Source organism: Methanobrevibacter woesei (assembly GCF_003111605.1).
Lineage (GTDB): Archaea > Methanobacteriota > Methanobacteria > Methanobacteriales > Methanobacteriaceae > Methanocatella > Methanocatella woesei.
The window spans coordinates 610,627-632,178 of record NZ_MZGU01000004.1 but is presented as its reverse complement, the minus strand read 5'-3'; the positions used below and the strand labels follow the sequence as shown (position 1 = coordinate 632,178).

Genomic DNA, 21,552 nt, shown 5'->3' with positions numbered 1-21,552 from the left:
CACTCATTTTATTAATATATTTAAAATCTGTTTTTAAATAATAAAAATATTTTTATTTATAAGAATAAAATTTTATTATCTTTTTATATACTGACCAGGATTTAAGAAATCATCTATAAAAGACCAAAATTCACTGCTATCACTAGAAATATCCTCTAGGTTAATGAAAGAATAGCTATCAAGTAAAGAATCTTTTAAATTTTTACCAATCTTAATTAAAGCAATATTTTCACTGGTAAATACATGTTTTATATATGAAACAGCACTTGTAAATTCTCTTTCAACATTCATAACAAGAAAATCATCTTTAATATAACAATTTTCAAGACCATGAGCATCAATAAACTGCTTGCATCCTCTTTCAATGAATACTTTAGGACCTTTGTTGATTTTGATTTTATTTAAAGTAGATGAAGCCATTTCAAATATAAAAACAGCTACTTTTTCTTCATCAGTCCAATAATCAGATGCAAAAACATTAAACTCTTCATCAGCCAATTTTTCTGATAATGATTCAACGGTTTTCTTAAGTTGAGGATGAAGAGTATCTAAAGGAATTTCTGGAATGTTAAACTTAACAACAATAAATTCACTTTCATTATCTTTAATTTGATTTAATAGATTTTCTTTATTTGTGTTTTTATTAATGGGGTTAAAATATTCTTCTTTTATATTGGAATTTAAATAATTTCTTGCAGATTGTATAAATTCTGCCATTTTATCTAATCTTAATGCTGCCGCAACATTACGATTTTTATCTGTTGGATCTATAGCTATTAATGGGTCATTAAATAGCTTAGATGTTTTATAATCCATTAAATCAATAACAGTTCCATATCTCCATTTAGATGCTTCTTTTAAAGTGGTTTCAAAATCACCATACTTTACAATTAAGAGCTCACAAAGATAACCTGCAAATCCACCAACTTTAAACTCAGAACCGTAAGTTCCAGTCATATCCATAAATCTTTTAAGTAATAAAACATCATCCTTCTGAGATTCTTTAAGATTTGCTTTAATAAAGTTAGTATGAAGTACAGTCCTGTCTACAGCAGATTTTAACTGACTACCATCTTCAATTTGGTAGCAAGGTACAAAATCAATTTCAAAACCTTCAATTTCACTAGTTAAATAGGGATGAGAAGCATAATGTTCACTAGCTACTCCATTAAACTTTTCATTACATAAATAACCTAATTTAAGTCCCATTTCTTTAAGGTAATCCATTGATGTTTCAAGAGGAAATGTAATGAAAATATCAATATCAGATTTTCCCTGAAGATATGTTCCTTTAGCTACTGAACCAACAAGAACTGTATTAGCATTGATACTCTCTTTTTTACAGTAATCATTAAGAAAATCAATAATTTTATGAGATATTTCCTTAATTTTAGTTTTCTCCTGTTCTGTTGGTCGTAACTTATTTAAAATTGAAGTATAATCCATGTAATCACTTAAATATCAAAAACTTTTACATCTTCATAAATAGGGCCATTAGGTGTTAAAGTACTTTTTTTAAGTGAAATTCTACCAATAGACATTTCACCTATTTCAACAGTTTTATAATCATTTAATTTTTCTTTAACTTGATTTTTATTTTTAGCTGATTTCATTCTACCAATTGTAAGATGATTTGAGAATCTGGAATCTTTTTTAAATCCTATTTTTGAGAATTCTTCATCTAAATCATCATGCAAGGAATTTAAAATAGTGTTTTCTTCAGTTCCTAACCAAATGACTTTTATATGGTTTAAGTTAGGAAATGCACCGCAACCTTGAATTTTAAGATTAAATGGTTCAAATCCTTCTAAAGTATTGGATACTATTTCTGAAATCTGATTTATTTTATTTTCATCAACATCCCCAAAAAATTTTAAGGTGAAATGAAGATTTTCAACTTCAACAAACTTAATGTCAGTGTTTAAAGTTTTAAAATCTTCAATAATTTCTTTTATTTGAGGTTTGAATTCTTCTTTTAAATCAATAGCTAAAAAAGCCCTTATTTTAGACATGATATCATTGTTCAATAATAGTTTCATCAATTGCAATACCAAAGTGTCTTGCACTAGTTTCAATATAAACTTTAACTTTATCTCCAACTTTTAGCTCAGCAACGGAAATAGGATTGTTATCACTATCAACTATCCTAATTGTTTCTGCATTCTGGAGTAAGGTTCTAATGATAGTTCCTTCATATTCTGCTTCAACAAGAAGTAATGGTCTTTTTTCAATTTTACTCCTGCCTACATATGCAGTTCTAGTTTCACCTTCAGTATTAACAATTAAAACTTCATCTCCAGCTTTTAATTCAGCAAGATAACGAGTTTTATTTCCAGGAACCATTACATATGCCTGAACAGGCCCTGCATTTACTCTAAATGGCCTAGAAGCAACATATTCACTTTCAAGAGATTCACTGTGAACTAAGAATAATGCTTTTGAATAGGAACCAATAAGCATACCTTCACCAGGCTGCATCATAGAGGTTGTGTCAACACAGACTCTATCTCCTGAGCCTAATGGTTTAACATTGGTAATTGTAGCTTCTTTTAATTCATATTGTTCCCTAGATAAAGATTCAACAAGATTAACTATGTCCTTAATTTGGCTAAACTCTTCAGGTTCAAATATTACACCATCAGTACCTATTTCTAAGGTTTCCATAGCTACTTTTGCATCATCACTGTTTTTAACAGCAGCTATTATCTTAACAGATTCTTTTTGTAAGTCTGCAATAATATTTTCAAGTGGAATAATTGTCCAGTCAGTAGCAATGAGAATTATATAATCAACAATTTTACCTAATTCAACAGCCAACTGTTCATGTGCTTTATCAGTTATTTTTATATAAGCACAAACAGTTTTTCCAGCATTTTTAGCTTCTTTTGCATCAAAAAGGTCTTGTGATTCAGATAAATTTTCATTAAGGATTAAAGACCCATCTCCTTCACCATCAATACCGATTAAATAAATATCTGCATCATCACTATTTGCTACAATATTTACATTACCCAGTTTTCTAATTTTATCATGGTCATTTAAATCTAGTACATAATCAATACCAGACTCTAAAGCCATTGTGATAAATTCTTTTCTTTCATCCCATGGTTGATTAGGAGATAAAATCCAACTGAATTTATTTTGCAAAGAATCACCTTATTTTAAGAATTTTAATGCTTCTTCAACTTCTAAATCATTGTGGACTACTTCAGAAATAGCTCTGGTGATTTTTCCCGGATTTTCAGCTTGGAAAAGGTTACGTCCAAAAGCTACTCCAGCTCCACCAACTTCAATGGAATCTTTTACCATTTGGAGTAATTCTTCATTAGTTTCTACTTTTGGTCCACCAGCTATTACAACAGGTACTAAAGCTCCATCAACAACTTCTTTAAATGAATCTGGGTCACCAGTATAATTTGTTTTAACAATGTCTACACCTAATTCTGAACCTACACGTGCAGCATGTTTAACTAATTCCACATCATGTTCATTTTCTACTTTTTGACCACGAGGGTACATCATAGCAAGTAAAGGAATTCCCCAATAACTACAGGTTTCAGCTACTTCTCCTAATTCTTGTAACATTTTACTTTCAGTTTCAGAACCAAGATTTACATGAACAGAAACTGCATCTGCCCCTAATTGAATAGCTTTTTCAACAGAGGTTACTAAAACTTTATCATTTGGATCTGGTGCTAAGGAAGTACTAGCAGATAAATGTACAATAAGACCAATATCTTTACCGTATCCTCTGTGTCCTCTTTCTACAATTCCTTTGTGCATAAGAACAGCATCTGCTCCACCTTGGGAAATGGATTCAATGGTTTCATCAATGTTTATAATTCCTCTTAAAGGTCCACTGGAAACACCGTGGTCCATTGGAGCAATTACAGTTCTTCCGTTCTTTCTATTTATTATTCTTTCTAAACGAATTTTCTTTCCAATCATTATTTTATACCCCAAATATTTATGAAGTATATTATCTTACTGACTGTATATAATGTTTTCTTAAAAATAGTTATTTCAAAGAATTTGTCCATAATTCAAATTCTTTTATTTGTGGAGGTATTCCTTCATTTTTATAGGACTCCAAATAACCTTCACTTGAATAGAAAGATTCATCACTTTTAGATGTAGAATTTAAAAACTCCAAAAGCCCCCTATTTCTGATTATTGTTGATTTAGGCTTGAATGTTGAAGACCATATGTAAAATACTTTAAAAACAGTGTCAGGATGATAACCACCACCTAAATCAACAGAAAGAACATCACAACTTTGAGTTTTTTTAAAAACTAATGATAATACATCATGAAGCCTTACATCTCCATGAATAAAACATAGATTATCATATTCATTTTTTAAGTTATCCATTTTTGGAATAGCTTCAGGACTGTTATCTACTGAAATAAGTGTAATATCTTCAAAACTATCTAAAATCATCCTTGAGGTAGTGCCTACATGACATCCCAATTCAATAATTGTGTCACCATGATTAATAACTTCAAATAATTGATTTCTATACTTTTTGATGTTATAACTTACTTTAATCATATTTAACACCAAAGTTATCTATCTCATAGATATCAACTTCTAGATTTTCAAAGGCATCTTCATTATATGCAAAGGAAAATACAGTATTTCCAAGCATAGCCATTGAAGAACCTAAAATATTATCTCTTTCATTAAGATAATCAATTAAATTAGAAACCTCCTTACTCATTAAATTTGTATCAGTGGAAAATTTATAAGAATAATCCAAAAACTTATCAACAGAGGGATTTTTAATAAATTTTTTTGTTAAATTTAGTCCAACATCACTAATTACCTTTTTATAATGAGGATCTTGAATAATATCCGAAGTTTCAATCTCTCCAAAGGTTTTACATGCAACATAAATAGTTTCATTATTAAAACAAGAAATTTCACCAATACCTGGTGCACCAGGTTTTGTTCTTAAAACAATCCCTTTTCCAAGTTCAGCAATAACATCTCCAAGGCCTGAACCTAATTTAATTTCAGCCTGATGAGCAATTTGACCCGATTTAATCATATCATGATTTAAATCTAAAATATTTGAAATTCCAATAGCTGTTCCTAATGCTGAAGCTGCAGATGTGCCAAAACCTGCACCAATAGGAACTTCTACTGATTGATTAATTTTAAAGCTATCTTCAATATCCAATAACTTAAGGACTTCATGAATTATAGTTTCATTTCTTTTATCTATTTTCCCATTGATTTTTATAGAAGTTTCATCTTTTGAGGTTTTTTTAATAGAAGTTGTAACCCCTTTGTTAAGTAAAAAACCTGCACCACAGGACCCATTAACTAAAGGGTTATCATCATTTCTTATATTAAAAAAACCTGTTATATGACTAGGAACAAAAACTGAAACAGACATTTATATCATCTTATTAGATAACTTTATTTATAATTATATAATAAATTTATTTTTATAATATAAAAAAAGGTGCTTAATTTTGAATAAAAGAATAGATTTGCATATGCACAGTTTATTTAGTGATGGTGAATTATTGCCATCTGAATTAGCTAGAAGAGCTTACAAATTAAACCATGAAGCAATAGCTATTACTGATCATGTTGATTACTCAAATATTGAAAGTATTGTCCAAATTCAAGAGGCTATTGATGACATTAATGCTAACTGGGACATTAAAGTCTTATTAGGTGCTGAAGTTACTCATGCTCCTGTAGAGTCCATTGATGATTTAGCAAAAAAAGCAAAGGAACTTGGAGCAGATATTGTAGTGGTTCATGGTGAAACTTTAAATGAACCTGTAGTTGAAGGAACTAACTATGCTGCAGTTAATTCAAAATATGTAGATATTCTAGCACATCCTGGTTTAATTACAAAAGAAGAAGCTGAAATAGCTAAGAAAAATGATATCTATCTTGAAATAAGTGCAAGAAAAGGACACTGCTTGTCAAATGGACATGTTGCAAATATTGCACGTGAAGTTGGTGCAAATCTTTTAGTAAATACTGATACTCATGCACCAGATGATTTAATAACCTTTGAAAAATCTTATGAAATAGCTTTAGGTGCAGGATTAACTAAAGAGGAAGCAATGAAAGCTATTGTTGATAATCCAAGAAAATTACTTGGAGATTTATTAAATGAAAGCTAATAACCTTCTGGAAGAGATAAAAACAAACATTAAAGATTACAATATTGATTATCTTAAAAATAAGGTAACTGATGACAGATATAAAGATCCTCTAACTAAACGATTAGCAAAATATAATTCTGAAGCTTATGATGAAATATTCGAGCTAGAGATTAGTGAAGATTTTGAAATATCTGATAAAACAATTAAAAACATAAAAGAGGATATTGACTACTATTTTAGCAGATACAATCCTCATGATGAAGAAAACCAAAATTTAACAAGAAATTTGTGTTTATATTTTGCTCTTATAAGCAAAAAACCACTTCATCCCTTTGGATTAAACCCTAAAAAGGATGGCGTTTATAAATATAATGACAATTATTTCTGTAAAGGAAAATCAAAGTATATTAAAGAGCATAAATCATTATGCAGATACTGCATCTGTAAAAAAGCTCCTTTTGAACATTTATTTCTTTAATATTTAACTTTATATTTTAAAACTAAATCTTTACCACAGCTAAAAGAATCAACTAATTCTAATTTTACACTTTCATCCATAGTCATAAAACCATCTCCACCAAATAGTGAGATAGCATTAACACCACCAACAACCATAGGAGCTACACATATTCTTATTTCATCAATTAAACCATCTTTTATCATTGAAAAGTTTAAGGTAGATCCACCTTCCAACATTAAGGTTCTAACTCCTTTTTCATAAAGATAATTCATTAACTTTACTAAATCAACTTGATTTTCACCAGCAAAGAAAAAGTCTACGCCATTATTTTTTAAAACATGATATTTATCACTAGCTGTTAAATCAGATTTATAGTCATCAGAAACAGCTATTATTGTTGGTGCATCATCATTGGTTATTCTAGATTCAATTGGAATTCTTCCTTTTCCATCAACAACAACTCGGATTGGATTATCTTCCTTTTTAGATTCTATTTTATGTACAGTTAATCTTGGATCATCTGCAATTACAGTGTTAATACCAACCATTATTGCATCCACTTCTTTTCTAAGTTCATGAACCCTTATTAAATCTTCCTTTCCAGAGATATTAGAACTTCCAGTTTCAGTAGCTATCTTTCCATCTAAAGTCATTGCAGCATTTAAAATTACATAAGGTTTCATATAATCACTTCAAAGTTAGATTTTAAAAACAGATTTTGCATTATTAGTAGTGATTTCATCTACTTCACTTACATCAATATCTTTAATTTCAGCTATTTTATGAACAGCTTTTGCAACATTAGCTGGTTCATTTCTCTCTTCTCTTGTCATAGCCAAATAAGGACTATCAGTTTCAGTCAATATTGATTCTAAAGGAATATCCTTAACTAACTCCTGATGTCTTTGGGAGTAACAGACCATTGTAGAAAAGCTCATATAATATCCTTTATCCATAATCCTTCTAGCTGTCTTCATACTTCCACTAAAGCAGTGAAATATTATTTCAGGAATATCATCATACTCTTTAACAATATTAAATGCTTTTCTTTCACAGTCACGAGCATGGATAAGTAATGGAACTTTATATTCATTAGCTATCTCAACAAAGCTAGTGAAAGTCTCTTTCTGTTTTGCACGGAGAGCTTTATCTTTAACATAGAAGAAATCCATACCCACTTCACCAATAGCAACAATATTATCCAAATTAGCTATTAAATGTTCTTGAGCAGCTTTTAACTCTTCAACAGTAGAATCTTGAGAAGTTACAGGATGAAAACCGAAACTTGAATATATAAAACCTTCATTTTCTTTTGATAATTCTAAAACTCTTTGATTACCTTCTAAACTAGTTCCAGAATTAATAACAGCATCCAAGGTATCTTTTGCTCTTTGAATTACATCAACTCTATCATTATCAAAATCCTCAAAATCAACATGACAATGTGTATCAATCATTCTATAACCTCCAAAAAATAAAAATAAACAGGTGTTAAAAAATAAAATAAAAAATAAGAGAACTATACACCAAATCTACGTTCTCTTTGTTGATAAGAACGAATAGCTCTTAAAAAATCAACTTTTCTTAATTCAGGCCATAAACTTTCACAGAAATAAAGTTCAGAATAAGAAGACTGCCATAATAAAAATCCACTAAGACGTTCTTCACCACTTGTTCTTATAATTAAGTTCGGATCATCTAATCCTTCAGTATAGAGATTTTTAGAAACTACATCCTCATTAATATCTTCAACATCAAGTTTTCCATCTTTCACATCTTGAACTATTTTTTTAATAGAATCTACAATCTCTAAACGTCCATCATAACCAATAGCTATATTGAATAAACGTTTATCATAATGTTCTGTTGCTTTTTCAGCTTCTTCAATAGCTTCACGAACACTATCTGGAAGTAAATCAAGTTTTCCAACTACTTTTACCCTAACCTCATTATTATGGATTTTACTGTGATTTACAATCCTTTTAAAATTTTTAACAAAAAGCTTCATTAGCCCCTCTACTTCCTTTTGAGGCCTATTGAAATTTTCAGTGGAAAAAGCATAAGCAGTGATTATTTCAATACCTAAATCAATACTCCAGTCTAAAACACGTTCTAAAGTATCAACACCAAATTCATGTCCCTTAATAACATCCATATTGCCTTGAATTCTAGAATATCTTCTATTTCCATCCATAATTAATGCAACATGTTTCGGCATGTTCTCTTTTTTTAAATTACGAGAAATATACCATTCATAAATTTTGTAAATAAAATTTTCGGACATGAAACTCTCCTTGTAAATAATTGGTTATATATTATTAGCTAATTCATAATTAATAAATATTATTTAAATTATATGCTAATTTTATAGAACGTAGGTATCCTTCAACACTTTGAGACCTACTAGTGTCAATATAAATTTTATCTAGACCAAAGGTTATTGCACCATTACTTGGCCATTTGTTTATTAAAATAAGTGTTCTAAAAATAATATTGCCTGTAATTCCATCAGGAGCTATAATAACATTACATTTATCTTTTACAGCCTGTTCAATCAATATATAATAATTTTTAACATCCAAATTAGTTTTACTTAATAAATCAAATAATTTCTCACTTTCATCAATGGATTTATTAATTTCTTCACTTCTTCCATAATCCCCTTTTCTTCCACCAGCTAAAATAGCTATTTTCGGAGTTTTTTGAAGTTTTTCTAAGAATTTAGCACAGTTAATAGCTATTTCATATTTCTCTTCTATTGTTGAACCTTCATCTATTCCAACAGGAGAAAGCAGAAACTCCTGATTTTCTCCATTTACATAGGTAGCCCTAGTAATTAAATTTGAAGAATAATGCTCCTTAATATCTTTCATAATAGAAGATGAAGGTAAAGAACCTCTAATTACTGCATCAACATCTTCATCTTTAATTGCTTTTATTAAATCTTCTTCTTTTTCAATTAATTTAATATTACAATCTGAATGTTGAGTTTTAAAAATAGAAATGGCTTTTAAAACATTTCTATTTTCACCAATCCCAATAGCTATTGTATACATTGCTCTAAAAATTATTTAATTTCTTAATCTACTTGCTAAGGTTCCTAAATGATGAAGAATAGCAAATACAACTAAAAATATTACACAGATAAGTATGGATCTTGAAGTAAAAATCCAATAACATCCAATTACTACCCAACAGAATTCTAAAGCATAAAATAACCAGTAATAAAATTTTGGTCTGAGAGTAAAAGGTTTTTGAATAACTTCATCAATTTTTGAAATTGTATCTTTTAATGACATTATCTACACCACATAAAAAAATAAAATAAGAATTAATGATTATTAAAATCATCAATTGCTGAATCAACTAAGTCTAAAACAGATTTGCCTAAATCAGGATAAGTATAATCTAATGCAATAGGAATATTATCACAGTAAACAACTTCAAGACCAGCATCTATAGAATCTTTAGTAGCTACATCTACAGCAGCAGCTTTTAACTCTGTAAGCATAACATCTGCTTCATCCATATGTTCTTCAATATCTTTCTTAAGTAAAGGCCTGTTAGATAAATGAGAAGTTATACCAACAATTTTACAGTCATAGTTTAACTCTAAATATTCAACAAGTTTATCTTGAACAGCTTCAGGAGCAGTAGTTGCAAATAAAACTTTTTTGCCTGCAATATCTCCTAATGGTTTTGGCCTGAATACTGTAGAAATGATTTTTGCATTTGGATTAATCTCTTTTACATACTCTTCAAGGTATTTGATTTTTTCTTCATTAGCCATTGGTGCTTCACACATTGTAATAACAATTAAATCAGCTAATCCTATTCTATAAGGTCCAAAGTATTTAATTATATTATTTAATGGTTGATTAGCTCCTATAAGCACAATATTTTTATCTGTTTTAATAGGTGGAATAGCTGCACCACTACCTTCAAATATTACAAATTTACTGTCAACTTCATTGGCTAGTTCTGCACCTTTTGGCATGTTAGTAAGGAATACTTCTCCAGCCATTCCTCCACCACAACGTCTACATCCAATAGTTAAAATCCTACTCATTAATGCATCTTCCCAATGATCACTAGCTGCATGAACTCCTTTTTCAGATTGTTCAAGTAAAAATTCTGGTGATATTTCAATTTCATCCCCATGAACTATTTCAGGTTCTTTTGGTCCTCCTCTTCCCATAGCTACAACACAAGGTTCATAATTGTTTTCATCAATTAATCTAGAAACAAACCCAGAAACAGCAGTTTTTCCTATTCTTTTACCAGTTCCAATAATTTTTAAAGAAGGTTTTTTAACAATATCTAATTGAGTAACTGGTTCAAATTTAAAATCAGGCCCCTCATAAATTTTTCCTTCATTTAACACTTTACAAGCAATATTAAATCTTTTAGGGTAATCCAAAATAGGTTCATCACTTAAATCAAATACTGCATCTACTTCATAGCTGTTAATCATTTCCACAATTAAATCATAAGGGATATTTTTAGTTTCAGCAAAACGAACAGGAACACCTAAAATATTAGTATAAGATTCTTCATTGTCATCTCTTAACTTTTCAGTCCCACCAATGAAAACAGCAGCTATAACATCATATTCATCTTTAGAGTTTAAAGTATTAATTGCATCTTTAGTAACAGGAAGGTAATGTTCACCATCCACTAAACATAGGACTTTTTTTGAATTCATTAAATCACCATTTAAGTTCATAATATAATAAAAAAGAAAAAAATAAGATTATGCTTTAAGTTCTTTCTCAGATCTTGTTACTAAATCTGCTAAAGAATTGCAAACATTTGTAGGAATTGAATTTGAATCCTTATCAGCAATCAATTGAGCAATGATTTTACAGAGCACAAAAATTGCATGTTTATGTTCTGCTTTTGTTTTATGGATATGATGGGGGCTAATATTAAGTGATATATATTCTGAACAGTCATTTTTAATTTGATCATTTTCTGCCAAGTATTTTAAAACATAAACTAAAAATTGATGTAATTGAATCATTTCGTCTTTATACATAATAATCTAACCTATATATACATAGTCTATCCAATCTTAACAAAATTAATTATATAAATATTATTTTTTCATTATGATATTTAAATATTAATGCAAAATCAAATAGGAAACCTTATATTAAACATGCATAACTGTTTAATAATGGAAAATTTATTTTATATTAAAGAATTTTAATCAAAGCAATCCTTAATTAAATAGTTATTTTTTCCCAATATGGTTAAATAAGAAATATAAAAAGAGAAAAAATTGCTCATTTTAACAGTGTATTCAGCAGATTTTCATAAATTTCAGGAAGTTCATCATCAAGTAAATCCAAACCTTTTTGAGTTATGCCTTTTTTTGTAGCTACTTTACCCATCAATTCATCAGCTGTGAATATATTAGAGCTTAATAAATTAGATGAACTAGTTACAGTTTCAGATAATAAATCAAATAATTCATTTTTGTTTAAATCATAATTAAGAGCCATAAAATCTACAAATGATTTAATATTTAATGCAACAAAAGCAGGCATACAGCTAGTTATAACTGTAAATAATTCCAACTCTTTTTGATTTTTAACTTCCTTAACAATGCTAAATTTAGAAAATAAATCTTTTACAAAAGTTTTATTCTCACTAGCTAAATTTGCATTATTATAAATAAGTGAAACTCCTTTTTTATCTTTATTTTCACAAATAGAGGATGCAATTGATGGAATAACACAAGTTACTGGCTTATCATATACTTTAGAAATCTCATCAAAGCCAATTCCAGCACAGGTATGAATAATGAAAGCTTTTTCCTTTAAATAGGGATTAATTTCAGCAATAACATCTATCAACTGAGGACTTTTAACAGCAATTATTATTTTATCACAATTCAATGCCACTTCCTTATTAGAACTGCAAATAACTACATCATCATTATTTTCAAATTTATCAATTTTTGAATGTGTTTTATTTGAAATAAATAATTTATAATCCTCATTTAAATTTAAAATATTTAAGGTAAGAAGCTCTCCAATATTTCCATATCCTATAATTCCAATATTCATATAATTCACCTAAATATAGTCTAATTCAAATTTTTTAGTTTTAACAAGTTTAGGTAACTTTCCAATAGTTCCAATATTATCCCCTGAGATAATCAATACTCCTTTAAAAAGTTCTTTATAATTTTCTGCTATTTCTAAAGCATTTGAAATTGCATCCTGAGAATTTTCGCCTTTGACTTCATTAGCCAATCTTGTTGCAAGCCCATCAGCCAGTGATGAAGAATCAGCAATGACAGTTACAGAATCTGCATCACCAAAGCTAATAGAATGACCTATCCTACCAGAAGAAGTACAAATACCTAAAGGAAACTTATTTGGTTTTAAACGAAAAGCTATTTCATTTCCAATAACTTTATTATTACTGTATATGCCACAAACAATTTTTCTATTGTTAATAATAGCTATATCTCCACCATTTTCAACTATAGAATTTTTAGAACCTTTAGAAATCAAGTAATTAAGGGACAGTTGAGAAATTGTTCCAGCAACTGTAGCCATAGGGCCAACATCTGACAGATTAGATGACCTGACCATCATCTGGACAATTTCAGGTAAACTCTCTAAATTTTCAACTTTAATCTTATCAAAAGTAATGAGAAAATTCTTATTGAATTTAATATAACTTTTAAGTTCAGATCTGATTTTAAAAATATAAGAGCTTAAACAGTGGAGTTTTAAATCGGTTTTAAGCCTTATATGTGTTTCATCAATATCAATATTTTCACTATACATTGTTTAATCCTTATTTTCATATTTTTTAGAAAATGGAGAAATTATCAAACAAATGACAAATAGCACCGTGATTAAATCAAAGGCAAGTTTCATTGCATCATAAAGAATTTGATTTGCAATTTCTGCAGATGCTGAGGAAACACCCTGCAATTGATTTATTTCAACATCATTCATGTGTTCAATATAAATATTGAAGTCATCAAGAACTTCATCCTGAGTTATATTATAATCAGTATATAATCCAACTCCTTCATAAAAGCCATAGGCAGCTCCAACAATAATTAAAACACCGATAATCGCAGTACCCATTGAAGAACCCAACATATTTCCAGTAGTAATCAATCCAGAAGCAGAGGATTCATCTTTACTTTCAACACCATTTAATGCAATATCAGTTCCAAGTGCAAATACAAAACCAACACCTGCACCTACTAAAAACATTCCTGGACTGATATCCCATATTCCAACACTTAATCCAAATTGTCCTCTAAGTAAAATTGAACCGATAATGGCTAAGATAAGTCCAATCATAATAACTGTTTTATGGGAGAATTTACTAGCCAATCTTGGTGTTACCATTGAAAACAATAATAATCCTACAGTTAATGGCATTAATGCTAAACCGGTAGTAAATGGATCAGTTTTTAAGATTGTCTGCAAGAATATAGAAACAGCAAATATTGTTCCTGCTAAAGCAAGTGCTGCTAAAAGTCTTACAACAAAAGAGATATCCAAAGTTCTATTTTTAAATAAATCTAATTTCAATAGAGGTTCTTTTCCTTTTTTAGTACGCCTATTTTCATATAATACAAATAATATCAAGAAAACTAATGATAAAACAAGAATAAAACCTGTTAAATGTAAATTAAACATATGTAATGATAAAATTCCTAAAATAAATGCCACTAAAGTTATAATAAATAAAATAGAACCATAAATATCAAAATCAGATTTAGATAATGTAGTTTCTAATTCCTGTATTTTTCCTCTAAATACTAAAACAAAAATAACAATTAATAATTCAACTAAAAATCCTACTCTCCAACTTGCATAGGTTGTTAAAACACCACCAAATAAAGGACCAATAGCTGCAGCAATACCTGCCATTGCACTAACAACAGCTAATGCTAAAGTTCTATCTTTTCCTTTATAAGTACCACTAACAAGTGAGATAGTAGCAGGAGTCATAAAAGCTCCCCCAACTCCTTCAAGTAATGACCAGCCAATAAATAAGGTACCTGCTGAATTACTTAAAGAAGCTATTAGAGTACCGCATCCAAATAAAAATGCACCAATCATAAAAATTTTCTTTTTACCAAAAATATCCTGTAATTTAGCTCCTACAAGCATTAAAGAAGCCGTGATTAATGTATAAAAAGTAATTATAGCTTGGATAGTTGATAAAGAAGTATTTAAATCTTGAACTAATGTAGAAATAGCTACATTCATAAAAGTTGAATCAAGAGCTATAATAAATGATGCACATGCAATTATAATAAGTGGAAACCACGATTTTGAATGATTTTCATTTACTTCCATAATTTATACCTCATATAAATTATCTTTTATTTATTCAGGTATATATTATATAGTACTATAAGAAGAACATGAGAAAAAACCTAATATATTTAAATACCAATATTTATTAATTAATAAAAAATTAAATAGTTTACATATATAAAATTACAAAAAATAAGTTATAAAAGTGTGATTATCTTGAAATCATTCAGTTTTTTATCAAAAGAAAGAGAGAATAAACCAAGAACCAAAGGACTTACTATGGTTCTTGATAAAGGTTTAGGACTTGAAACTGCAGAAAGTTTAATGAAAATATCTGGAGAATACGTCGATTACTTAAAATTCGGATGGGGAACCTCTATTGTTCATGAACAAGATATCATCAGAAGTAAAGTTGAAATGTATCAATCTTATGACATTACTCCTTATACTGGAGGTACTTTATTTGAATTAGCTTGTTATCAAAATAAATTAGATGAATTTTACCAAGAAGCTCATGATTTAGGATTTACAGCTATTGAAGTTTCAGATGGATCTTCACATATTCCACATGATGAAAAATTAGAATACATTAGAGAAGCTAAAAAAGAAGGATTTGAGGTTTTATCTGAAGTTGGTAAAAAAAATCCTGATTTAGATAAAGAAATTACAGTAGCTGAAAGAGTAGAATTTATGAAAGAAGAATACAAAGCAGGTTCATCTTTAGTTATTGTGGAAGCAAGAGAAGGTGGAAAAAATATTGGAATTTATGACAGCAAAGGAAATGCTAAAGAATCAGAAATTGATTATATCCTTGATAATTTTGATTCCAATAAAATATTATGGGAAGCACCTAACAAAGATCAACAAGTATTCTTCATTTTAAAATTAGGAAATGATGTTAACTTAGGAAACATTTCCAGTGATGAAATTACTTCTCTTGAAACTCTTAGAAGAGGATTAAGAGGAGATACTTTTGGTAAAATCTAAAATTCAATAGAAGGGTTAATATTGAGAAGTATTGAAGAGATTAATAAAAAAATAGAAAGTGGAGATGCCAATATCTTTACTGCTGAAGAATTTAAACAGCTAGTAAAAGATGATGATGCTCCAAGTTTTGATGAAGTTGATGTTGTTACAACAGGGACCTGTGGAGTAATGAGTGGTACTGCTGCAGTATTTAATTTAATAGCTGCAGAACCTGGAAGATTTATCAGAGCTAAAAACATTTATCTTAATGGAGTTCCTGGAAATGTAGGTCCATGCCCAAATGAATGGCTAGGATCTGTTGATTTAATATTACATGGAACAAGCAAATCACCTGAAAATCCAGATTATGGTGGTGGATTCCTTTTAAAAGATCTTATTGATGGAAAAGATATTGATATTAAAGTTGAAACCTTAAATGGAGAGATAATTGAATCAACCACAAATCTTGATGAAATGGGAAGAGCACAAATCTTTGGAACACGTATGGCATTTAAAAATTACACTGCTTTTACAAATCCGTCAAAAGAAGAAGTTTCTTCAATATTCTCAGCCATTCCACTTGAAGGTAATTTATCTGGATTAACATTTTCAGGATGTGGAGATTTAAACCCATTACAGAATGACCCTGTTCATAATGTTATTAAAGAAGGAAGAAGTATCTTATTAAATGGAGCTAAAGGTTTAGTTATTGGAGATGGAACCAGAAGTTCTCCTGAAAAACCTAATTTAATGCTTACAGCTGACATTAAAAATATGGAACCTGGATATCTTGGAGGATTTAAAACAGGTCAAGGAGCTGAAGTCTTTGATACAGTAGCTATCCCAATTCCAGTACTAAATGAAGAAATATATAACAACTTATTAATTAAAAATGATGAAATTCCATTAACTGTTTCAGATATTAAAGGCCGTCATATGCCATTATGTGAAACAGACTATGGTGCACTGTGGGATAATCATCAATCAAGACCAAAATATGATAGAGAAAAATGTAAAAACTGCAGTGACTGTATTATTGAAAAAATATGTCCTACAAATGCTTTTGCAAATGAAAGACTTGATTTGACACGTTGTTTTGGTTGTGGAATATGTGTTCACTACTGTAGAAACAATAGCTTTGAGATGGATACTGGTTCTGTTGAATTAGAAATAAATGGAAAAACTGAAGAAATACCTATAATATGTAGGCAATCAGATATTTTAAGAGCAAATAAACTTTCAACTAAGCTTAAAAAGATGATTATTAAAGAAGAATTCAAGGTGTAAACAATGAATACACAAAGAATAGATGATGAACCTCTTGATTTTGCTGAAACTATCATCAATGATATAAAATCATCCAAAGATGAAGGGGTTTTAAAATGTGTTCAATGTGGAATGTGTACTTCAACATGCCCAGCAGCACGTCATTCCCATTATAATCCACGTGATATTATTGAAAGAGTACTTGAAGGAGATAAAACTGTAATAGAAGAAGATGATATTTGGAATTGCTTCTACTGTTATACATGCCACAGCATCTGCCCTGTTGGAAATAGTGTTTCAGAAGTAAATCAAATATTAAAGCAACTTGCAATATCTGAAGGAAAAGCTTATGATAAAGTCTATGACTATCTAGGCTTTGCAGACAGCTATTATTCAGAGGCAATTGGTGCAATCCCATCTACATTTTATCCTGAAATAAGTGAAGATGTTGATGGATGGTGGGATTTTAGATTACATCTTGATGAAATAAGAGAAGAACTTGGACTTGGTCCTGTTTCACCTCCTAGAGAAGTAATTGAAGAAGTTAGTGTAATACTAGATAATACTGGTTTTAAAGAAAGAATAGAAAAAATTAGAGAATCAAAAGAGTGTTAATAATGAAAGAAATTCCAAATAAAGACATACTTCTTTTTAAAAGTTGTCTTGTAAGTGTAGAGTATCCTGGAATTGAATCATCCACTAAATATGTCTTTGATAAACTTAACATAGATTATCTTATCTCTGATAAACAGACCTGCTGTACTGGTCTTGGACATTATTCAGATATTTTTGACCAGTTCACAACAACAGCTATTGGAGCACGTAATTTAAGTGTAGCTAAAGAATTAAAAAGACCTAATTTAGTTATGATGTGTGCTACATGTTATGCTATTAATAAAAAAGTAGTTAATATCTTAAATAAGAAAGATAATGTGAGAGAAGATGTTAATAAAGTTTTTGATGATTCTAACTTAAGTCATTTAAAATATGAAAAAAATAGCTTCGATTCAACAGAAAATATGTTTCATGTAGTGGACATTTTATATTCAAAGAAAGATGAGATTCCTGATTTAATAAAATATGATTTAAGCAACTTTAAAATAGCTACTCATCATGGATGTCATTACTGTAAAGTTCATTATGATGATACAATTGGAGGAGTTAGAAATCCACAGATTTTGGATGAATTAGTAGAAGCATGTGGATGTGAAACTGTTGGTTTTTACGATCATAAACGTACAACCTGCGGATCTGGATTTAGACAAAGATATTCCAATAAAGAATTATCAATGACAGTTACTGAAGATAAATTAAACTCCCTAGAAGATGAAAATGTTGAGATTCTAGTTCATTTATGCCCTAACTGTCATGTACAATTTGACAGGTATCAAAATCTTATATCAGAACAATGCGGTAGAAAATTTAACATGATACATCTCAATATTGCCCAATTTATTGCATTAGCTATGGGAGGAGACTTAGAAAAAGTTGTTGGATCAAAAGCACATACTGTTCCTCTTGATTCAGTACTTAAAGATTTAAAGGAGGTTGAACAATGAGAGACAATTTAAAAGTAGGTTTATTTATCTGCGAATGTGGGGGAAACATTTCTGATACTGTAGATATTGAAAAAGTTAAATCCTCCTTAGATGTTGAAGTAGTTGAACAATTTGAAAACTTATGCTCATTAAATGGAAGAAAAATAATTCGTGACGCTATCTTTGAACATGACTTAGACCGTGTTGTTGTTGCTGCTTGTTCACCTATAAGTCATGAAAAAACATTCCAGGACTATGTAAAACCTTTAAATCCTTATCTTATGGATATGGCAAATATACGTGAACAGTGCTCCTGGGTACATGATGATAAAGAAAAAGCAACCAAAAAAGCTATTTCTTTAATTAATGCTTCAATAGAAAAAGTAAAACAATCTGATGAAGTAAATCCTATTTATTGCCAAACTCCTGATGAAGTTGCAGTTATTGGTGGTGGAATAGCTGGAATGAATGCAGCACTTTCCTTAGCTAAACAAGGAACTAAAGTAACTCTTATTGAACAAAGCCCTTCTATTGGAGGACATATGGCTAAAATAGGTAAAGTATTTTCTCCTGTAAAAATAGCTGAAGAATGTGGAATGTGTCTACTTAACCCAATTCTTAATGAAGTTGTTTGGAATGAAAATATTGAGGTTATGACCTGTGCAAAAGTTGTTGAGGCTGAAAGAAGAGCAGGAACCTATAATCTTATTGTAGAACAATCTCCAAGATATGTTGATGAAGAAAAATGTATTGCATGTGGTAAATGTGCTGAAGCTTGTTCTGTTGAAGTTCCTGATGATTGGAATGATAATTTATCCAATAGAAAAGCTATTTACAGACCATTTGGACAATCTTATCCAGAAGCATATATTGTAGACATTGAAAACTGTGATAAATGTGGAGACTGTGTAAGAGTATGCCCAATGAGAGCTATTAAACTTAGACGTAAACCCGAAAAGATTCCAATAAGTGTAGGTTCTGTTATTTTAGCAACTGGCCATCAACTATTTGATCCTAATTTAAGACCAGAATATGGTTACTCAAGATATGATGATGTAATTACACAAAGTGAATTAGGGCGTATTACTGGTGTAAATGGACCAACTAAAGGAAAATTACTTAAATCCAATGGCGAAGTCCCTAAACGTGTTGTAATGATACAATGTGTCGGTTCAAGAGATGAAAAACCAGATGGTCATAAGTACTGTTCTAAAGTATGCTGTATGGTAGCTTTAAAAAATGCTAACATTATAAAACATAAATACCCAGATACCGATATTGTAATCTGTTACACAGACATCAGAACTCCAGGAATGTATGAAAAATACTATAAACACTCTCAAGCTAGTGGAGTTAGATTTATACGTGGAAGACCTGGAGAAGTTGTTAAAAAAGGAGAAAATTTTGTAGTGAGGGTTGAAGATACACTTAAAAGAGAATTCTCTGAGATTGAAGCAGATATGGTAGTTCTATCAACTGCAATGGAACCATCTGAAGGTACTAAAGAAATAGCTAAAATCTTAAATGTTGGAACAACTGAAGATTCCTTTATTAAAGAATCACATCCTAAAATTAAACCTGTTACAACAGACCTTCAAGGAACCTTTGTTTGTGGAACAGCACAAGACCCAAAAGATATTACTGAATCAATTATGCAAGCAACAGCAGCTGCATCTAAAGTAGCTGAATACAATTATGGTGGAATTGAAATTGAACCATTTATTGCAGAAATTGATGAAGAAAAATGTCAACTATGTGGAAACTGTATAAAACTCTGTAAATTTAAATCACTAAGCATAAGCGATGATAAACTTAACATTGACCCTATGAGTTGTACTGGTTGTGGAAAATGTCTAACAGCATGTAAAAATGCAGCTATTACCGTTAACGGTAACATAGATGAAAAAATATTTGCAACTATTGATGGAATATTAACTAAAAAAGAACCAGGTGAACGTTTAATCCTAGTATTTTTAGATAATATTGGATACACAGCAGCAGACAATATTGGAGTCAATAGACTCTCCTATCCAGAATCAATTCATATCATAAAAGTATTATCAGTAAATCGTGTAAGACCTCGCCACATTAGATATGCACTTGAAAATGGTGCTGATGGAGTATTCATTGGTGAATTCCCTGGAGATTTAATGTACGAAGAGGTTGAACGTAAAATTGAAAGGGTAAAAAACAGAATTGCTGAAAGTAATCAAAATCCAGAAAGATTAGCATTCTCAAAAGTATATATCCCATACTTCACAGGACTAGCTAAAAAATTAACTGATTTTGATAAAAAAATTAAAATGTTAAATGAATCTGAATAATCGGATTCATTTTTTACTTATTTTGAAATAGCTTCCATAAATCTCTCTTTAATTTCTTCTGGAGATAATGGAATAACAGGAGCCGGTGAATTTCCTGGTTCAACAGAATATCTAATAAAACTACATTTTTTATTGCTAATTACTTCTTTTAAATCAATATTCTCAAATTCATAAGCATCTTCAAAGCCTACAGATTTAGCTATTTTTAAAAGATCTATATCATTAGCATAAGTTTCCTGATTTCCAGTGGATCCATATGCTCCATTATCAATAACAATCCAAGTTAAATTATCTGGTTTTTCTACAAAAGTAGTGATAATAGAATTAAGATTCATTAAAAAGGCACCATCACCATCAATAACAACAACCTCTTTATCTTTTTTAGCTATTGCAAGACCAAGAGCTATTGATGAAACAAGACCCATAGAACCAATCATATAAAAGTTTTCATCCCTATCTTTAACATCATACAACTCTTTTGATGGAAAACCAATATTGCAAACAACAATTTCATCATCAATATATTCCATTATATTTTCAATTGCATCCCTTCTAATCAT

The 21,552-nt window shown here is 29.7% G+C and carries 24 protein-coding genes; 7 read left to right on the top strand and 17 right to left on the bottom strand.

The genetic code is table 11. The features are described 5' to 3' along the window. Positions 1 to 75: 75 nt before the first annotated feature. From cca to MBBWO_RS05815, 6 genes are all read right to left on the bottom strand, one after another. Positions 76 to 1,446: a CCA tRNA nucleotidyltransferase gene (cca, locus tag MBBWO_RS05840; protein WP_116669937.1), complete on the bottom strand. Its 1,371-nt coding sequence runs from the start codon at positions 1,444 to 1,446 to the stop codon at positions 76 to 78. A gap of 8 nt (positions 1,447 to 1,454) precedes the next feature. Then, the gene (gene thpR / locus MBBWO_RS05835; RefSeq protein WP_243408474.1) at positions 1,455 to 2,039 is read right to left on the bottom strand and encodes an RNA 2',3'-cyclic phosphodiesterase; all 585 of its coding nucleotides are present in this window, start codon (positions 2,037 to 2,039) and stop codon (positions 1,455 to 1,457) included. After that, complete coding sequence (locus MBBWO_RS05830; protein ID WP_116669936.1) at positions 2,017 to 3,147, bottom strand: 3-dehydroquinate synthase II; 1,131 nt, start codon at positions 3,145 to 3,147, stop codon at positions 2,017 to 2,019. The genes thpR and MBBWO_RS05830 overlap by 23 nt, the downstream gene beginning before the upstream one ends. A 9-nt stretch (positions 3,148 to 3,156) precedes the next feature. Beyond that, complete coding sequence (locus tag MBBWO_RS05825) at positions 3,157 to 3,951, bottom strand: 2-amino-3,7-dideoxy-D-threo-hept-6-ulosonate synthase (RefSeq protein ID WP_116670037.1); 795 nt, start codon at positions 3,949 to 3,951, stop codon at positions 3,157 to 3,159. Positions 3,952 to 4,018: 67 nt separating this feature from the next. Beyond that, the gene (locus MBBWO_RS05820) at positions 4,019 to 4,552 is read right to left on the bottom strand and encodes a class I SAM-dependent methyltransferase (RefSeq protein ID WP_116669935.1); all 534 of its coding nucleotides are present in this window, start codon (positions 4,550 to 4,552) and stop codon (positions 4,019 to 4,021) included. Continuing rightward, positions 4,545 to 5,402, bottom strand: coding sequence for a pantoate kinase (locus MBBWO_RS05815; RefSeq protein WP_116669934.1), 858 nt, complete (start codon positions 5,400 to 5,402; stop codon positions 4,545 to 4,547). The genes MBBWO_RS05820 and MBBWO_RS05815 overlap by 8 nt, the downstream gene beginning before the upstream one ends. A gap of 79 nt (positions 5,403 to 5,481) precedes the next feature. Between MBBWO_RS05815 and MBBWO_RS05810 the strand changes: the two genes are divergently transcribed. Then, positions 5,482 to 6,150: a histidinol phosphate phosphatase domain-containing protein gene (locus MBBWO_RS05810; protein ID WP_116669933.1), complete on the top strand. Its 669-nt coding sequence runs from the start codon at positions 5,482 to 5,484 to the stop codon at positions 6,148 to 6,150. After that, a complete protein-coding gene (locus MBBWO_RS05805; protein ID WP_116669932.1) occupies positions 6,140 to 6,610 on the top strand; it encodes a DUF2115 family protein in 471 nt (156 codons plus the stop codon). Before MBBWO_RS05810 ends, MBBWO_RS05805 begins: the two co-directional genes overlap by 11 nt. Here the strand turns inward: MBBWO_RS05805 and MBBWO_RS05800 are convergent. The 10 genes from MBBWO_RS05800 to MBBWO_RS05755 all read right to left on the bottom strand — a co-directional run bounded on the left by MBBWO_RS05800 (position 6,607) and on the right by MBBWO_RS05755 (position 14,937). Then, entirely contained in the window at positions 6,607 to 7,275 is a 669-nt protein-coding gene (locus MBBWO_RS05800) for a 2,5-diamino-6-(ribosylamino)-4(3H)-pyrimidinone 5'-phosphate reductase (protein ID WP_116669931.1), read from the bottom strand. The two genes, MBBWO_RS05805 and MBBWO_RS05800, sit on opposite strands and share 4 nt — an antisense overlap. A gap of 15 nt (positions 7,276 to 7,290) precedes the next feature. After that, positions 7,291 to 8,049 carry a TatD family hydrolase gene (locus MBBWO_RS05795; RefSeq protein WP_116669930.1) on the bottom strand — a complete coding sequence of 253 codons (759 nt, stop codon included), beginning with the start codon at positions 8,047 to 8,049 and terminating at the stop codon, positions 7,291 to 7,293. Positions 8,050 to 8,111: 62 nt separating this feature from the next. Continuing rightward, positions 8,112 to 8,876 carry a polyprenyl diphosphate synthase gene (gene uppS / locus MBBWO_RS05790; RefSeq protein WP_116669929.1) on the bottom strand — a complete coding sequence of 255 codons (765 nt, stop codon included), beginning with the start codon at positions 8,874 to 8,876 and terminating at the stop codon, positions 8,112 to 8,114. 49 nt (positions 8,877 to 8,925) lie between these two features. Then, positions 8,926 to 9,648: a methanogenesis marker protein Mmp4/MtxX gene (gene mtxX / locus MBBWO_RS05785; RefSeq protein ID WP_116669928.1), complete on the bottom strand. Its 723-nt coding sequence runs from the start codon at positions 9,646 to 9,648 to the stop codon at positions 8,926 to 8,928. A gap of 15 nt (positions 9,649 to 9,663) precedes the next feature. Further along, entirely contained in the window at positions 9,664 to 9,891 is a 228-nt protein-coding gene (locus tag MBBWO_RS05780) for a hypothetical protein (RefSeq protein WP_116669927.1), read from the bottom strand. A 32-nt stretch (positions 9,892 to 9,923) separates the two neighbouring features. Further along, positions 9,924 to 11,297 (bottom strand): 2,3-diphosphoglycerate synthetase, encoded by a 1,374-nt coding sequence (locus tag MBBWO_RS05775; RefSeq protein ID WP_273475836.1) that lies wholly within the window; start codon positions 11,295 to 11,297, stop codon positions 9,924 to 9,926. A gap of 48 nt (positions 11,298 to 11,345) precedes the next feature. Then, on the bottom strand, positions 11,346 to 11,630 hold the full coding sequence (locus MBBWO_RS05770) for a UPF0058 family protein (RefSeq protein WP_116669925.1): 285 nt from the start codon (positions 11,628 to 11,630) through the stop codon (positions 11,346 to 11,348). Between the two features lie 250 nt (positions 11,631 to 11,880). Continuing rightward, positions 11,881 to 12,666: a pyrroline-5-carboxylate reductase family protein gene (locus tag MBBWO_RS05765; RefSeq protein ID WP_116669924.1), complete on the bottom strand. Its 786-nt coding sequence runs from the start codon at positions 12,664 to 12,666 to the stop codon at positions 11,881 to 11,883. 9 nt (positions 12,667 to 12,675) lie between these two features. Then, positions 12,676 to 13,398, bottom strand: coding sequence for a UPF0280 family protein (locus MBBWO_RS05760; RefSeq protein WP_116669923.1), 723 nt, complete (start codon positions 13,396 to 13,398; stop codon positions 12,676 to 12,678). Between the two features lie 3 nt (positions 13,399 to 13,401). Next, positions 13,402 to 14,937 carry an MFS transporter gene (locus MBBWO_RS05755; protein WP_116669922.1) on the bottom strand — a complete coding sequence of 512 codons (1,536 nt, stop codon included), beginning with the start codon at positions 14,935 to 14,937 and terminating at the stop codon, positions 13,402 to 13,404. A 177-nt stretch (positions 14,938 to 15,114) separates the two neighbouring features. On the opposite strand from MBBWO_RS05755, the gene comA reads away from it, so the two are divergent. The 5 genes from comA to hdrA are packed head-to-tail and all read left to right on the top strand — an operon-like array spanning position 15,115 to position 20,992. Further along, positions 15,115 to 15,885 carry a phosphosulfolactate synthase gene (comA, locus tag MBBWO_RS05750; RefSeq protein ID WP_116669921.1) on the top strand — a complete coding sequence of 257 codons (771 nt, stop codon included), beginning with the start codon at positions 15,115 to 15,117 and terminating at the stop codon, positions 15,883 to 15,885. A gap of 18 nt (positions 15,886 to 15,903) precedes the next feature. Next, a complete protein-coding gene (locus MBBWO_RS05745) occupies positions 15,904 to 17,151 on the top strand; it encodes a methanogenesis marker 16 metalloprotein (protein ID WP_116669920.1) in 1,248 nt (415 codons plus the stop codon). Between the two features lie 3 nt (positions 17,152 to 17,154). Then, a complete protein-coding gene (gene hdrC / locus MBBWO_RS05740; protein WP_116669919.1) occupies positions 17,155 to 17,745 on the top strand; it encodes a ferredoxin:CoB-CoM heterodisulfide reductase subunit HdrC in 591 nt (196 codons plus the stop codon). Further along, positions 17,745 to 18,689 carry a ferredoxin:CoB-CoM heterodisulfide reductase subunit HdrB gene (hdrB, locus tag MBBWO_RS05735; RefSeq protein WP_116670036.1) on the top strand — a complete coding sequence of 315 codons (945 nt, stop codon included), beginning with the start codon at positions 17,745 to 17,747 and terminating at the stop codon, positions 18,687 to 18,689. Before hdrC ends, hdrB begins: the two co-directional genes overlap by 1 nt. Next, positions 18,686 to 20,992, top strand: a complete 2,307-nt coding sequence (gene hdrA, locus MBBWO_RS05730; protein WP_116669918.1) for a ferredoxin:CoB-CoM heterodisulfide reductase subunit HdrA — start codon at positions 18,686 to 18,688, stop codon at positions 20,990 to 20,992. The genes hdrB and hdrA overlap by 4 nt, the downstream gene beginning before the upstream one ends. A gap of 17 nt (positions 20,993 to 21,009) precedes the next feature. Here hdrA and comE read toward each other — a convergent pair whose 3' ends face one another. Beyond that, a complete protein-coding gene (gene comE / locus MBBWO_RS05725; RefSeq protein WP_116669917.1) occupies positions 21,010 to 21,552 on the bottom strand; it encodes a sulfopyruvate decarboxylase subunit beta in 543 nt (180 codons plus the stop codon).

Bases quoted from the DNA above. Each gene is read 5' to 3' on its own strand.
- cca (WP_116669937.1), bottom strand. From the start codon at position 1,446: ATGGATTATACTTCAATTTTAAATAAGTTACGACCAACAGAACAGGAG.
- thpR (WP_243408474.1), bottom strand. From the start codon at position 2,039: ATGAAACTATTATTGAACAATGATATCATGTCTAAAATAAGGGCTTTT.
- MBBWO_RS05820 (WP_116669935.1), bottom strand. From the start codon at position 4,552: ATGATTAAAGTAAGTTATAACATCAAAAAGTATAGAAATCAATTATTT.
- MBBWO_RS05815 (WP_116669934.1), bottom strand. From the start codon at position 5,402: ATGTCTGTTTCAGTTTTTGTTCCTAGTCATATAACAGGTTTTTTTAAT.
- MBBWO_RS05805 (WP_116669932.1), top strand. From the start codon at position 6,140: ATGAAAGCTAATAACCTTCTGGAAGAGATAAAAACAAACATTAAAGAT.
- MBBWO_RS05800 (WP_116669931.1), bottom strand. From the start codon at position 7,275: ATGAAACCTTATGTAATTTTAAATGCTGCAATGACTTTAGATGGAAAG.
- MBBWO_RS05795 (WP_116669930.1), bottom strand. From the start codon at position 8,049: ATGATTGATACACATTGTCATGTTGATTTTGAGGATTTTGATAATGAT.
- uppS (WP_116669929.1), bottom strand. From the start codon at position 8,876: ATGTCCGAAAATTTTATTTACAAAATTTATGAATGGTATATTTCTCGT.
- mtxX (WP_116669928.1), bottom strand. From the start codon at position 9,648: ATGTATACAATAGCTATTGGGATTGGTGAAAATAGAAATGTTTTAAAA.
- MBBWO_RS05780 (WP_116669927.1), bottom strand. From the start codon at position 9,891: ATGTCATTAAAAGATACAATTTCAAAAATTGATGAAGTTATTCAAAAA.
- MBBWO_RS05775 (WP_273475836.1), bottom strand. From the start codon at position 11,297: ATGAATTCAAAAAAAGTCCTATGTTTAGTGGATGGTGAACATTACCTT.
- MBBWO_RS05770 (WP_116669925.1), bottom strand. From the start codon at position 11,630: ATGTATAAAGACGAAATGATTCAATTACATCAATTTTTAGTTTATGTT.
- MBBWO_RS05765 (WP_116669924.1), bottom strand. From the start codon at position 12,666: ATGAATATTGGAATTATAGGATATGGAAATATTGGAGAGCTTCTTACC.
- MBBWO_RS05760 (WP_116669923.1), bottom strand. From the start codon at position 13,398: ATGTATAGTGAAAATATTGATATTGATGAAACACATATAAGGCTTAAA.
- MBBWO_RS05755 (WP_116669922.1), bottom strand. From the start codon at position 14,937: ATGGAAGTAAATGAAAATCATTCAAAATCGTGGTTTCCACTTATTATA.
- hdrC (WP_116669919.1), top strand. From the start codon at position 17,155: ATGAATACACAAAGAATAGATGATGAACCTCTTGATTTTGCTGAAACT.
- hdrA (WP_116669918.1), top strand. From the start codon at position 18,686: ATGAGAGACAATTTAAAAGTAGGTTTATTTATCTGCGAATGTGGGGGA.
- comE (WP_116669917.1), bottom strand. From the start codon at position 21,552: ATGATTAGAAGGGATGCAATTGAAAATATAATGGAATATATTGATGAT.